Below are 13331 nucleotides of genomic sequence, written 5' to 3'. Positions count from 1 at the left end.
CGCCTCCCCCGAAGCAACGCCTTACCGATCATCGATATTCAAACTGCCTCCACGTCGCTGGACAGGCAAGAAAAAAGCCCCGGTCGAAGACCGGGGCTTTACTCTGATGCGTGCGATACGGCGCTTAGCGCGGCGCCAGGATCATGATCATCTGGCGGCCTTCCATACGCGGGGCGTATTCGACCTTGGCGACCTCGTCGAAGTCGGCCTGCACCTTGTTGAGCAGCTTCATGCCCAGTTCCGGGTGCGCCATTTCACGACCGCGGAAGCGCAGGGTCACCTTGACCTTGTCGCCCTCCTCGAAGAAGCGGTGCATCGACTTGGCCTTGACCTCATAGTCGTGCGTATCGATGTTCGGACGGAGCTTGATTTCCTTGAGCTCGACGACCTTCTGACGCTTGCGCGCCTCGGCCTTCTTCTTCTGCTCCTGGAAACGATGCTTGCCGTAGTCCAGGATCTTGCAGACCGGCGTCTCGGCGTTGCCGACGATCTGGACCAGGTCCAGGCCGGCTTCCTCGGCCGCTTCCAGGGCCGACGACAGCGGCATGACGCCCTGTTTCTCGCCGTTCTGGTCGATCAGCAGCACGCGCGTGGCGCGAATTTCCTGGTTGATGGGCGGCCCGTCCTTGACGGGCGGCGCTTGCATGGGACGGCGAATGGGCGTCGTTTCCTTATGTGGTCAGAAGACAGGCGATAATCTCGCAGGGCTCAGCGCGCGACGGAGCGGCGCGTTCCCGGCGGGCGGAATATGACGATAGAAGCCCCGTAATTCAAGGCTGGTCGGGGTTTGCGGCGCCGATGTAGGCGTCGTGCAGGGCCAGCACCCCCTCGAAGACGTGATCCACCGTCAGGTCCTCGATCGGGGCGAACTGTCCGCGCGTCTCATTGGAGGCGACGGTGCGGGTCCTGGGACCCCACGGCCCATAGAGCCACCATTCGGTCGGCCCGAACAGGCCCAGCGTCGGCCGGCCCAGCGCCGCCGAGACATGCATCAAGCCAGAGTCATTGCCCACGAACAGGGCAGCCCGGTCGATAACGGCGGCCGAGCACAGAATGTCGCCCTTGCCCACGCAGTCGATGGCGCGCTCGCCAGCGGCTTGCAGCGCCGGGGTCGCGGGCGGGCGGTCGCCGGGACCGCCGACCGGCATGAAGCGCCAGCCGTCGAAACGGGGCTCGGCCTTCATCTTCTCGACCAGTTGCCCCCAGCGGTCGGCGGGCCAGGACTTGCCCGGCTGGTGAGCGATCGGAGCCAATGCCAGGATAGGAGGGGCGATGATGGGCCCCGCGCCGGGTCCGGCCTGAAGCTGCGGATCGATGACGGCGGCGGCCTCGGCGCGCGCCTGATCGTCGAGCCAGATTTCCGGGTCCAGCGGCGTGGCCGCCCCCATCAGGCGCGACACCATCTCGACCTTGCGCAGTCCGGTCTCCCAGCGGCGATTATAGACGATGCGCCGCTTGGCCGGGATCAGATAGGCCAGGGCCGAGCCGCGAATATCGACGACCAGATCCCACTTCGTGCCAGCTACCTGTTTCCACAGATCGACCCAGTGTCCAGCGGCCTTCTTCTTGTCGAGGATGATGACCCGCTCGACGTTGGGCGCCGAGCGGAAGAAGGGGGCGGGCGGGCGGCCGCAGGCCACGGTGATCTGAACGCCGGGCAACTGGCGCGCGATCTCGCGGATCACGCCGGAAGAGATGACGCAGTCGCCGATGCGGTTGGAACTGACAAAGAGGGCTTTGGGTGCGGACAAGCGGGGCTCTCGCGGCCTGTGAAGACGTCCCGCCTCTGCTAAAGCCATTCCACACTGAATGACAGTCCGAGGAGCTTTCATGTCCGACCTCCAATCGCTGCAACGCCCCGACGGCGAGACCCTGGCCTTCAAGGCGGTCATGGGCGACGGCCCGACCGTGGTCTGGATCGGCGGCTTCCGCTCGGACATGGAAGGGACCAAGGCCCTGGCGCTGGATGCGGCGGCGCGCGAACGCGGCTGGAACTATGTGCGCTACGACCACTTCGCCCACGGCCAGTCCTCGGGCGACTGGAAACAGGCCACCATCGGCCGCTGGCGCGAGGACGCCGTCGCCCTGATCGACAGTCTGGAAGGCCCCGTCATCCCGGTCGGCTCGTCCATGGGCGGCTGGGTGGCCTTACTGGCGACGCTGGCGCGCCCCGAACGGATCAAGGGTCTGGTCCTGGTCAATCCGGCGCAAGACTTCACCGAAAAGCTGATGTGGCCGGGTCTGGCCGACCACGAGCGTCAGGCCATCCTGCGCGAGGGCGAGACCATCATCACCGAAGAGGGTCTGGGGTCCTATGTCCTGACCCGTCGCATGTTCGAGGAGGCGCGCGACTGGCTGCTGCTGGACGGCGCCATCGCCATCACGGCGCCGGCCCACGTCCTGCAGGGCCGCGCCGACGACGTGGTGCCGTGGCGCCATCAGGTCGAGCTGGCCGAGCGTCTGAGCGGCGGCGATCTGCGCCTGGACCTGATCGAGGGCGGCGACCACCGGCTGTCGAGCCCCGCCGATCTGGAGCGTCTGGTCGAAGCGGTGGAGGCGATGCGGGACTGACCCCGCACCGCCAGATCTTGCCCGCCCGTCATCCTCGGGCTTGACCCGAGGATCGGATTGTCCGCCTGCGCGACATTGGCTCGGTCGAGCACGCCGCCACGCTCGATCCTCCGATCAAGTCGGAGGATGACGGCGGCGCAGGGTCACAGGATGAACCGGCTCAGGTCGATGTTCTTGGCCAGTTCGCCGACCTTTTCGCGCACCTGATCCCCATCGAAGGTCAGGGTCTGACCCGACAAGTCCGAGGCCTTGAAGCTGGTCTCTTCCAGCACCCGCTCCAGCACGGTCTGAAGTCGGCGCGCGCCGATGTTCTCGACCGTGCTGTTGGCGGCCACGGCGGCGTCGGCCATGGCCTCGACCGCGTCATCGGTGAAGACCAGGGTCACCCCCTCGGTCTCCAGCAGGGCCTGGTTCTGACGGATCAGATTGGCCTCGGGCTCGGTCAGGATGCGCTTGAAGTCGTCACGCGTCAGGGCCTTCAGCTCGACCCGGATCGGCAGGCGGCCCTGCAGTTCGGGCAGCAGGTCCGACGGCTTGGCCACGTGGAAGGCGCCCGAGGCGATGAACAGGACATGATCCGTCTTCACCGGACCATATTTGGTCGACACCGTGGTGCCCTCGATCAGGGGCAGCAGGTCGCGCTGCACGCCTTCACGTGAAACATCGGCCCCGGATGCGCCCTGACGCGCCGCCACCTTGTCGATCTCGTCGAGGAAGACGATGCCCTCGTTCTCGGCGAGCAGAAGCGCTTCCTTGGTCAGGCTTTCCTGATCCAGCAGCTTGTCGCTTTCCTCGGTCGTCAGCGGCGCCATGGCCTCGGCGACCGTCAACTTGACCGTCTTGGTGCGCCCGCCCCCCATCTTGCCCAGCAGGTCCGACAGGTTCAGCAGGCCGACGTTGCCGCCGCCGCCCGGCATGTCCAGGCCTTGCAGGGGCGAGGTCGTGTCGGCCAGGGCGATCTCGATCTCCTTGTCGTCCAACTCCCCGGCGCGCAGCTTCTTCCTGAAGGCGTCGCGCGTCGCGGGCTGCGAGCCCGGTCCGACCAGGGCGTCCAGAATGCGCTCCTCGGCCTGGCCCTCGGCGCGCGCCTTGACCCCCGAGCGGCGCTTGTCGCGCACCATGACCAGGGCGCTCTCGACCAGATCGCGCATGATCTGATCGACGTCGTGGCCGACGTAGCCGACCTCGGTGAACTTGGTCGCCTCGACCTTGAGGAAGGGCGAGCCGGCCAGCTTGGCCAGACGCCGGGCGATCTCGGTCTTGCCGACGCCCGTCGGGCCGATCATCAGAATGTTCTTGGGCGTGACCTCGTCACGCAGATCCTCAGGCACGCGCTTGCGGCGCCAGCGGTTGCGCAGGGCCACGGCCACGGCGCGCTTGGCGTCGTCCTGACCGACGATATAGCGGTCCAGTTCGGAAACGATTTCGCGGGGAGACAGGTCGGTCATGGTTCAGACGGTCCAGAAATACACGTATCAGGCGCTCAAGCAGCAAGCCGCCGCGCGGCGAGCGATAGCGCCCTACAAACTTTCAATGGTCAGATTGCCGTTGGTGTAGACGCAGATGTCGGCGGCGATCTTCATGGCCTTGCGGGCGATCTGCTCGGCGTCCAGCTCGCTGTTTTCATCGATCAGGGCGCGGGCGGCGGCCAGGGCGTAGTTGCCGCCCGAACCGACAGCGGCCACGCCGTATTCCGGCTCCAGCACATCGCCGACGCCGGTGACCGTCAGAATCGTGTCCTTGTCGGCGACCAGCAGCATGGCTTCCAGCCGACGCAGGTAACGGTCGGTGCGCCAGTCCTTGGCCAGCTCGACGCAGGCCCGGGCCAACTGGTCGGGATACTGCTCCAGCTTGGCTTCCAGACGCTCGATCAGGGTCAGGGCGTCGGCCGTGGCTCCGGCGAAGCCCGCCAGCACCTTGCCGCCGGCCAGGGTGCGGACCTTGCGCGCCGCCCCCTTGACGATGGTCGGCCCCATCGAGACCTGGCCGTCGCCGGCGATGACGGTGCGGCCGTTCTTGCGCACCGCCAGAATGGTGGTGCCGTGCCAGTCGGGGAAGCTTGAGGTCTGGGTCATGGCCGATCAGATGGCGAGGAACCGCGCCGCTCGCAAGACGCCCTCGCGTCGCAGGATGGGCGCGGCACAGCTTGCCTGTCGCCTCCGTCCGTGACACGGAACCCGCCCCAGTCGCGTCGCCTTCGCGTTCAGTTCGAGTACCCGCCTTGCCTCTGCACCGCGCCATCTATGTCAGCGACGCCGTCGGCGGCGCGGCGACCAGCCTTCTGGTCCTGGCCGAAATTCTCGGCGCTTCGGACCGCAACAACCGCCGCGAAGGTCTTACCGGGGTTCTGATGCGTCACGGCGGCCGCTTCATGCAGGCCATTGAAGGCCGCCGCGCCGATGTGGATCGCCTCATGGATCGGCTGCGCCTCGACCCCCGCCACGAGAACCTTCGACTGCTGTCGGATCAGGACGTGTCGGAACGCCTGTTCCGCGAATGGCCGATGACCCTGGTCGAGATGACGCCCGACGCGGCGCGAGTTCTGAACGGCGCAACGCTGGATCAGTTGAATCCGGATCGGGCCGAGGCGCTCCTGAGCGCCGCCGCCGGGGCCTTGCCGCTTCCGGCCTGACGTCGGCTCCTGACGCCGCACCCTGACGACTGGGTCCGACTGCGCTAGACAGGTCGCCGTGACCCAGCCCCCCCTCCCCGCCCCTGTCCGCTTCTCCGACGAGGAAGTCGACCGCTACGCCCGCCAGCTGGTGCTGTCCGAGATCGGCGGTCCGGGCCAGCAGGCCTTGAAGCGCGCCCGCGTCCTCATCGTCGGCATGGGCGGGGTCGGCGCGCCCGCCGCCCTCTATCTGGCCGCCGCCGGGGTCGGGACGCTGGGCCTGATCGACCATGACGCGGTGGCCCTGTCGAACCTCCAGCGCCAGATCATCTTCACCACGGCCGACGCCGACCGGCCCAAGGTCGAGGCGGGCGCCGGTCGCCTGACCGCCCTCAACCCCCACGTCGCCGTCGAGCCCTTCGTCGAGCGCCTGACGCCCGACAACGCCCAGGCCGTGATCGAGCGCTTCGACGTTGTGCTGGACGGGACGGATGATTTCGACACGCGCTTCGCCGTCAACGCCACCTGCGTGGCGGCGGGCAAGCCTCTGGTATCGGGCGCCCTCGGTCGCTGGAACGGTCAGGTCGGGGTCTTCGCCGGTCGGCCCTGCTATCAGTGCCTGGTGCCGGAAAGCCCGCCCGACGCCGAGACCTGCGCCCGCGTCGGCGTCGTCGGCGCCCTGGCCGGGGTCATCGGCGCCATGGCGGCGCTGGAGGCGATCAAGCTGATCACCGGGGCGGGCCAGCCCCTGACCGGCCGCCTGATGCTCTATGACGGCCTGGCCGGAACCAGCCGGGTCGCGAAGATCGCCGCCGATCCATCCTGTCCGGTGTGCGGCGGCTAGGCGAAGGCCCTTCGCAGCAGGGCTACATAGCGCCCCATCAGGTCCTTTTCGACCTCCTCCTCCCAGTCGCCGTGGCCCGCGTCCGGCACCTCGACCAGTTCGACCGTTCTGCGCGCGCCGCGCAGGGCGCTGTTCATGATGCGGGACTGCTCCACCGGCACGATCTGGTCGTCCACCCCATGCACCAGAAGAATGGGGCAGACGATTTCAGCGGCGCGGCGGCGTGGCGACGACGCCTCCAGCATGGTCTTGTCGACGTCTGGGTCCCCGATCCGCTTCTTCCAGAAGCCGAAGACCTCCTTGGTCGGCGTGTCGTCGTCCCGTTTCTCGGCGGCCAGCATCTCGGGCAGGTCCGACACCCCGCAGATAGCGATCGCGGCCTTGTAGAGATCCGGCCTCCGCACCGCCCCCATCAGGGCCGCATAGCCCCCGTAGCTGGCGCCCATGATGGCCACACGGCCTGCGTCCAACCCCTTGTCCCGCACGACCTGGGCGACGGCGTCCTCAACATCCTCCTGCATCCGCTCGCCCCAGCGCCGCCAGCCCTGCTGGGCGAAGCCCAGGCCATAGCCGCCTGACCCGCGGAAATTGGGTTGCAGCACCCACCAACCCTGCGCCGCCAGCACCTGAACCTGACGGTCATAGCCACGGTAGTCGCGGACTTCGGGTCCGCCATGCGGCATGACCACCAGCGGCCCCGGCGCGGCGCCCGGCGGCGCCGTCAGATAGGCCTCGATAGAGGCTCCGTCGCGGGTGGAGACGGACAGCCGTTCGCAGCCGCCCAGGCGCTGGAAGTCCAGCGCATATCGCCCGCCCAGGTTGGTCATGCTGCGCGCGGTCTTGTCGTAAAGATACCAGGCCCCCGGCTCGCGCGGGCCGTCGACATAGGCGATGAACCGATTGCGGTCGTCGCTGATCTGGATGATGTGCACGTCGCAGTCGTCATCAAAGAAGCGGTTCATGGCGCGGTGGTGCCCGGCCAGACCCGGCTCGGCGAACTCGTATTCCAGACGGTCGCCGTAATAGGCGGCGCCGACGTAGCGGTCGCGCGCATCCATCAGACCGTACAGCACGTCGCGCCCGGCCCTCGGCTGCTTCGGCGCGCCCAGGGCCAGGCTGTGCAGATTCATCTCGCGGATGGCCTCGACATCCTCGCCCTCGACGCGCGCCGACACCAGAATCGTCTCCGGGGCGCCGCCGCCGCCGACCCAGGAGAAGTCCGGCGCATCCACGATGCGGTTGCGACGAACAAACCGCCACTCCGTCTCGCCGGGCGCGCGGGCGTGAATCGTCTCCACGGTCCGACGGCTGTTGATGTCGCGGCGCAGGACCGCAACGCCCTGGTGGGTGTGCCAGCCGATGGTAGCGCTATTGCCCCGCTCCAGCCGTTCGGCCTTGCCGTCGTTCACATTGACCTTGTGCAGACCCATGACGCCGTCCGCTTCCCAGGCCGTCATCAGGACGTGGTCGGGATCGTCGGGCAGGATGTCGATGACGTGGCCCAGATTCAGCGACCGCCGCAACCTCTGGCGCTCGCCTTCGAACAGGACAGCCGTGGCTCCGCTCAGATGATCGACGGAGACGATGCGCCGCGACGTCAGGGTGAAGCCGTCGCCCGTCATGATCGATCCCGCCGGCTTGCGGCCGCGGATGACGTTCTTGATGGCGACCCGCGCCAGAAGGCGACGGTCATTCGCCCATTCCAGGGCCTCGACGGTCAAGGCCCCCAGTTCGATGCGCCGCCGCTCTCCTTCAGGCGCCGAGGCGTCCAGCACGTCGATGACGCCGCGCGGCTCGGCGGGGGTTCCCAACTGCATCATGACCGCGATGTGAGCCCCCGACGGCGACAGGACCGCCGCCCGCGTTCGCTGTGCATCGAAGAAATACTCGAGCGCGTAGGCCCCGGCCGGCGCCGCCTTGACCGAACCGAATCCAGTCAGGCCCAGAACCACGCCCGCGCCCAGCACGCCACGTCGCGACAGCGCCGCGCGGCCTTCTGTCCGTGAAGCCTGCATCGATCCCTCCCGCCGTTTCGAGCACCAGAGCCCTAGACGGGGACCGGGTCAAGAGAGCGGCGTAACGCCGTTCACAGCATCGCCGGAATGACTCGATCCGGCGGGCGGTGGCCGTTCTGGTAGGTCATGATGTTGGCGATGACCCGGTCGCCCATGTCCTGGCGGGCCTCGATGGTGGCCGAGCCGAGATGGGGCAGCAGGACGACGTTGGCGCGGCCCATCAGGCCGGGATGCACCGCCGGTTCGTGCTCGAACACGTCCAGGCCGACGCCGAACAGGCCGCGGCGGTCCAGGGCCTCGACCAGGGCGGCCTCGTCAATCAGTTCGCCGCGCGCCGTATTGACCAGGATGGCGTGGGGCTGCAGCCGGGCGATGCGTTCGGCCGACAGTAGGTGGTGGGTGTCCTTGGTGGCCGGACAGTTCAGCGAGATGACGTCCATCCGCGCCAACATCTGATCCAGGTCGTCCCACCAGGTCGCGCCCAACTCCTCGGCGATCATGTCCGAGATCGGCTTGCGGTTGTGATAGTGGACCTGCATGCCGAAGGCCTTGGCGCGGCGGGCCAGGGCCTGGCCGATGCGGCCCATGCCGACGATGCCCAGACGCTTGCCCCACAGCTTGCGTCCGCACATCCAGGTCGGGCTCCAGCCCTCGAACTGACCGGCGGCGACGACATTGGCGCCTTCGACGATGCGGCGGCTGACGGCCATGATCAGGCTCATGGTCAGGTCGGCCGTGTCCTCGGTCAGGACGCCCGGCGTATTGGTGACGATGATCCCGCGTCCCACGGCGGCGTCGATATCGATGTGGTCCACGCCCGCGCCGAAGTTGGCGATCATCTTCAACTGCTCGCCCGCCCCCTTGATGAGGTCGGCGTCCAGATGGTCGGTGATGGTCGGGACCAGGACCTCGGCGCGCTGCAGGGCGGCGGCCAGGTCGTCGCGCGACATCGGCCCGTCGGTCAGATTCAGTTCGGCGTCGAACAGTTCGCGCAGACGTGTTTCCACCGCATCGGGCAGGCGTCTGGTTAATACGACCTTAAGCTTGCGAGCGGACATAGGAGGCCTGGGTTTCGTCGAGCGGAAGCGCCCGTGCGGGACGTGTCGATCCGGTGTCTAGCAAAGCTGTGGTCAGGTTCAAAAGTTTCCGGCGTATCGCCGTCATCATCGCCGTTCTCGGATCGGGCGTCCTCGCGGGCGCCGGCGCGACCATGCCGGACGGTCGCCCGACCCCGACCGGACTGGAAGTCCCCCGCTGGGTCACGCTGAAATCCTCTCAGGTTCGCGCCCGTCAGGGCCCCGGCCTCGACTATCAGATCCTGTGGGAATACCGCGCCGCCGGCCTGCCGGTGCAGGTGATCGCCGAGACCAAGGAGTGGCGCAAGATCTGCGACCCCGACGGTTCGGTCGCCTGGATTCACCGCACCGTGGCCTCTGGCCGCCGCAGCGTCTTCAATCGCTCGGCCGAGGAGATCATGATCCATTCCGGCCGGTCCGCCACCTCCTCGGTGCGGGCCCGCCTGTCGCCGCGCTCGATCGTCTCCCTGGACGAATGCGAAGAGGGCTGGTGCCGGGTGCGGGCGCGCAAGATCAGGGGCTGGGTGCCCGAGCGGGCGGTGTTCGGAACCCAGGAACGCGCCCTGTGCAACGCCGCCCGGCCCGCCGGCGCCGGTCGCGGCTAGACCTGACAACAGTTGAGCGGGCGCGCCGGGTCGTGTAACCCGCCCGCAACACTTCCGGAGCGTCACCCTTGAGCCAGTCCCAATATCCGTCGTCGTTCGATCACGAAGGCCTGCTGGCCTCGGGCCGCGGCGAGCTGTTCGGTCCGGGCAACGCCCAGCTGCCGGCCCCGCCGATGCTGATGTTCGACCGCATCAAGACCATCAGCGCCGACGGCGGCGACTACGGCAAGGGCTATGTCGAGGCCGAACTCGACATCAATCCGGACCTCTGGTTCTTCCAGTGCCACTTCATCGGCGATCCGGTCATGCCGGGCTGCCTGGGCCTGGACGCCATGTGGCAGCTGGTCGGCTTCTACCTCGGCTGGATCGGCGGACCGGGCAAGGGCCGGGCGCTGGGCGTCGGCGAGGTCAAGTTCACCGGCCAGGTGACCCCCGACGTCAAGAAGGTGGTCTATAAGGTCCACCTGAAGCGCGTCATCAACCGCAAGCTGGTCATGGGCATCGCCGACGGCGTGCTCGAGGCCGACGGCGAGGTCATCTACACCTGCGCCGACATGCGCGTCGGCCTGTTCGGCGGCGCGGCCACGGTGGCGTCCACGGACGCCTGACCCCATTTAACGCAGACCGCGGCCAACGCGGCGCCTGAAGACTGAATGATAGGAAACACCATGCGGCGTGTCGTCGTCACCGGATTGGGCATCGTCTCCTCCATCGGCACCGGCCAGGACGAGGTCGCGGCCTCCCTGCGCGAAGCCAAGTCGGGCGTCCAGCACGCCGCCGACCACGCCAAGTACGGCTTCCGCTCGCAGGTCTGGGCTCCCCCGGCCCTGGGCGTCACCGCCGAGGACTGGGCCCCGCTGGTGGACCGCCGCGCCGCCCGCTTCCTGGCCAACGGCACGGCCTGGGCGCACATCGCCTTCGAGGAAGCCCTCAAGGACAGCGGCCTGAGCGCCGACGAAATCAAGGACGAGCGCATCGGCCTGATCGTCGGCGAGGGCGGTCCCTCGACCCAGGTCATCCTTCAGGCGGCCCAGACGACCGTCGAAAAGGGCTCGCCCAAGCGCGTCGGCCCCTTCGCCGTGCCCAAGGCCATGGCCTCGGGCCCCTCGGCCGTCCTGGCCACCTGGTTCGAGCTGAAGGGCATCAACTATTCGATCAGCTCGGCCTGCGCGACCTCGGCCCACTGCATCGGCGCGGCCGCCGAGCAGATCGCCTGGGGCAAGCAGGACGTGGTCTTCGCCGGCGGCTGCGAGGACATCGACTGGTCCATGTCGAACATGTTCGACGCCATGGGCGCCATGTCCTCCAACTTCAACGAGACGCCCTCGGTCGCCTCGCGCGCCTATGACAAGGACCGCGACGGCTTCGTCATCGCCGGCGGCGCCGGCATCGTGGTGCTGGAAGAATACGAACGCGCCGTGGCGCGCGGCGCGACCATCTACGCCGAAGTCACCGGCTACGCCGCCAACTCGGACGGCTATGACATGGTGGCCCCCTCGGGCGAGGGCGCCGAGCGCTGCATGAAGCTGGCCCTGAAGATGGCGGGCGATCCGAAGATCGACTACCTCAACCCGCACGGCACCTCGACCCCGGTCGGCGACGCCAAAGAGATGGGCGCGGTGCGCAACGTCTTCGGCGACGACCTGCCGATGATCTCCTCGACCAAGTCGCTGACGGGCCACTCGCTCGGCGCGGCGGGCGCCCAGGAAGCCATCTACTGCCTGCTGATGATGAAGCACGGCTTCGCCGCCGAGAGCGCCCACATCGAAAACCTGGACCCCGAGTTCGAGGGCATGCCGATCCTGCGTCAACGCCACGACGGCGAGCTGAAGCACGTCATGTCCAACAGCTTCGGCTTCGGCGGCACCAACGGCACCCTGATCCTGTCCAAGGTCTGAGGCCGACGCGGCGGCGTCCCTTGTCGCCTCGGACACGAAAATAACGCCATTCGGCCCTTCGTCCGCCCGGATGAGCGTTCAGAAAGGCATCATCGGCCTGTCGGAGTTCGGAAAAGTCCCGGATCCTGAACAGCCCCCCCAGCCCCCCAGGATTTTTCCGCTAAAGGGCTTCGACGGGCCGATGCTTCCTCCAAGCAGAGACGCCCGTGATCGCCCTTCCTCCCCCCTCCAGGCGACGCGGGCGTTTTGCTGTCTGGACCTGGGAAACGGCTTCGGGGCGAGCGGGATCAGCCGGGCAGGCTGATCGTCGTCCGCTCTCCGTCCCGCATCACCGTCAGATCGACCGCGCCGCCCGCCGCCCGCAAGGCCGCCGCTAGCGCCGCCATGTCGGCCACGCGCGCGCCGCCGGCCTCGACCACCACGTCCCCGGCCTGGACGCCCGCCGTCGCCGCGACCGAGCCGCCCTCGACCACGGTGACCTGCGCGCCAACGCCCTCGCCGCTGTTGCGGAAGGTCAGGCCGCGCGCCATGGCGGCGCTGCGCCCCACGCGGACGGCGGCCAGATCGGCCGACTGAACCGTCAGGCTGGCCGTGGCTTCGCGCCCGTCGCGCAGATAGACCACCGGCAGGACCGCCCCTGGCCGGGCGATGCCGACCGTGGCCTGAACCGAGCCGGCGTTGGCCACCGGACGGTTCTGGATGCGGGTGATGACGTCGCCGGGACGCAGGCCCGCCTGCTCGGCGGACGATCCAGGCGCGGCGTCATAGACCACGGCCCCGCGCACCAGGTTCAACCCCATCTCGCGCGCCCGCTCGGCCGTCAGAGAGCCCAGGGCCACGCCGATCTGGCCGCGCTTGACCTCGCCGGTGGCGCGCAGCTGATCGACCACGAACATCATGATGCGCGTCGGCACGGCGAAGGCGATGCCGTCGTTGCCGCCGCCCATGCCGCCCGACAGGATCGAGGTGTTGATGCCGATCAGCCGCCCCCGGCTGTCCAGCAGCGGCCCGCCCGAATTGCCCGAGTTCACCGCCGCGTCGGTCTGGATGTAATCTTCAATGGCGTCGCCCATGCCCGAGCGGTTCAGGCCCGAGATGACGCCCATGGTCAGGGTCTGGTCGAGGCCCAGGGGATAGCCCACCGCAAAGGCCAGGTCGCCGGTGCGCAAGGTGTCGGAATCCACCGTCTGAACCTGGGACAGGCCGGCGCCCTCGATCTTCAGCACGGCGATGTCGGTGGCCTTGTCGGCGCCGATCAGGGTGGCGTCGAACAGACGGCCGTCGATCAGGTCGACGGTGAACTTCTGCCCGTTCTCGATGACGTGGTGGTTGGTGACGATGATGCCGTTGGCGGCGTCGATGATGACGCCCGACCCGCCTTGCGAGGGCTTGGGATCGCCGTCCGAACGAGGCCCGCGCGACTGGCCCAGGGTCGTGACCTGGACCACCGCCGGCAAGGAGGCGTCCAGACCGGCGGCGAAGGTGAAGACCCCGCGTCGTGCGTCATAGGGCAGACCCTGCACGCCGGGCGTCTGCGCCGAAGTCGCTGCGGACGCCGCCGAGGCCGCGACGGGCGCGGCGCTCAGAATCAGGACAAGGGCGGCGCCGGTCGAGGCCAGCAGGGTGTGTCGCGTCATGGTCGGTCCCTTCACAGGCGCACAACCTAGCGCGGCAAATCCGCCGTGACGACAGCCTCGACCGTCACAATAGA

Annotated in this window: 13 protein-coding genes; 6 read left to right on the top strand and 7 right to left on the bottom strand. The window is 68.2% G+C overall.

What is annotated here, in order from left to right; translation table 11 throughout:
• Positions 1 to 124 precede the first annotated feature (124 nt).
• Together infC and ACR9FL_RS17995 are read right to left on the bottom strand one after the other, a co-directional pair.
• Positions 125 to 646 (bottom strand): translation initiation factor IF-3, encoded by a 522-nt coding sequence (infC, locus tag ACR9FL_RS18000; RefSeq protein ID WP_105562777.1) that lies wholly within the window; start codon positions 644 to 646, stop codon positions 125 to 127.
• Positions 647 to 770: 124 nt separating this feature from the next.
• Positions 771 to 1751, bottom strand: coding sequence for a glycosyltransferase family 9 protein (locus ACR9FL_RS17995; RefSeq protein ID WP_436356622.1), 981 nt, complete (start codon positions 1749 to 1751; stop codon positions 771 to 773).
• 79 nt (positions 1752 to 1830) lie between these two features.
• Between ACR9FL_RS17995 and ACR9FL_RS17990 the strand changes: the two genes are divergently transcribed.
• Entirely contained in the window at positions 1831 to 2571 is a 741-nt protein-coding gene (locus ACR9FL_RS17990; protein WP_436356621.1) for an alpha/beta fold hydrolase, read from the top strand.
• A 143-nt stretch (positions 2572 to 2714) separates the two neighbouring features.
• On the opposite strand, the gene hslU is transcribed toward ACR9FL_RS17990, so the two are convergent.
• Entirely contained in the window at positions 2715 to 4019 is a 1305-nt protein-coding gene (gene hslU / locus ACR9FL_RS17985; RefSeq protein WP_436356620.1) for an ATP-dependent protease ATPase subunit HslU, read from the bottom strand.
• Positions 4020 to 4091: 72 nt separating this feature from the next.
• Positions 4092 to 4646, bottom strand: a complete 555-nt coding sequence (gene hslV / locus ACR9FL_RS17980; RefSeq protein ID WP_105562781.1) for an ATP-dependent protease subunit HslV — start codon at positions 4644 to 4646, stop codon at positions 4092 to 4094.
• A 146-nt stretch (positions 4647 to 4792) separates the two neighbouring features.
• On the opposite strand from hslV, the gene ACR9FL_RS17975 reads away from it, so the two are divergent.
• Together ACR9FL_RS17975 and ACR9FL_RS17970 are read left to right on the top strand one after the other, a co-directional pair.
• Positions 4793 to 5203, top strand: a complete 411-nt coding sequence (locus tag ACR9FL_RS17975) for a BLUF domain-containing protein (RefSeq protein ID WP_296175925.1) — start codon at positions 4793 to 4795, stop codon at positions 5201 to 5203.
• Between the two features lie 58 nt (positions 5204 to 5261).
• Complete coding sequence (locus ACR9FL_RS17970; RefSeq protein ID WP_436356619.1) at positions 5262 to 6026, top strand: HesA/MoeB/ThiF family protein; 765 nt, start codon at positions 5262 to 5264, stop codon at positions 6024 to 6026.
• Here ACR9FL_RS17970 and ACR9FL_RS17965 read toward each other — a convergent pair.
• Positions 6023 to 8041 carry an alpha/beta hydrolase family protein gene (locus ACR9FL_RS17965; protein ID WP_436356618.1) on the bottom strand — a complete coding sequence of 673 codons (2019 nt, stop codon included), beginning with the start codon at positions 8039 to 8041 and terminating at the stop codon, positions 6023 to 6025. The two genes, ACR9FL_RS17970 and ACR9FL_RS17965, sit on opposite strands and share 4 nt — an antisense overlap.
• 71 nt (positions 8042 to 8112) lie before the next feature.
• Positions 8113 to 9099 carry a 2-hydroxyacid dehydrogenase gene (locus tag ACR9FL_RS17960; protein WP_436356617.1) on the bottom strand — a complete coding sequence of 329 codons (987 nt, stop codon included), beginning with the start codon at positions 9097 to 9099 and terminating at the stop codon, positions 8113 to 8115.
• 53 nt (positions 9100 to 9152) lie between these two features.
• Here ACR9FL_RS17960 and ACR9FL_RS17955 point away from each other — a divergent pair, with 53 nt between their 5' ends.
• The 3 genes from ACR9FL_RS17955 (at position 9153) to fabB (ending at position 11620) form a co-directional block, all read left to right on the top strand.
• Complete coding sequence (locus tag ACR9FL_RS17955; protein ID WP_436356616.1) at positions 9153 to 9722, top strand: SH3 domain-containing protein; 570 nt, start codon at positions 9153 to 9155, stop codon at positions 9720 to 9722.
• A gap of 68 nt (positions 9723 to 9790) precedes the next feature.
• Positions 9791 to 10330, top strand: coding sequence for a 3-hydroxyacyl-[acyl-carrier-protein] dehydratase FabA (gene fabA / locus ACR9FL_RS17950; RefSeq protein ID WP_296175930.1), 540 nt, complete (start codon positions 9791 to 9793; stop codon positions 10328 to 10330).
• Positions 10331 to 10390: 60 nt separating this feature from the next.
• Positions 10391 to 11620 carry a beta-ketoacyl-ACP synthase I gene (fabB, locus tag ACR9FL_RS17945; RefSeq protein ID WP_296175931.1) on the top strand — a complete coding sequence of 410 codons (1230 nt, stop codon included), beginning with the start codon at positions 10391 to 10393 and terminating at the stop codon, positions 11618 to 11620.
• A gap of 287 nt (positions 11621 to 11907) precedes the next feature.
• Here fabB and ACR9FL_RS17940 read toward each other — a convergent pair whose 3' ends face one another.
• Positions 11908 to 13257, bottom strand: a complete 1350-nt coding sequence (locus tag ACR9FL_RS17940; RefSeq protein WP_436356615.1) for a trypsin-like peptidase domain-containing protein — start codon at positions 13255 to 13257, stop codon at positions 11908 to 11910.
• Positions 13258 to 13331: the final 74 nt, after the last annotated feature.

Source organism: Brevundimonas sp. CEF1 (assembly GCF_051353055.1).
GTDB lineage: Bacteria > Pseudomonadota > Alphaproteobacteria > Caulobacterales > Caulobacteraceae > Brevundimonas.
Note: the sequence above shows the minus strand (reverse complement) of the source record. Positions and strands in the feature narration are given on the sequence as shown.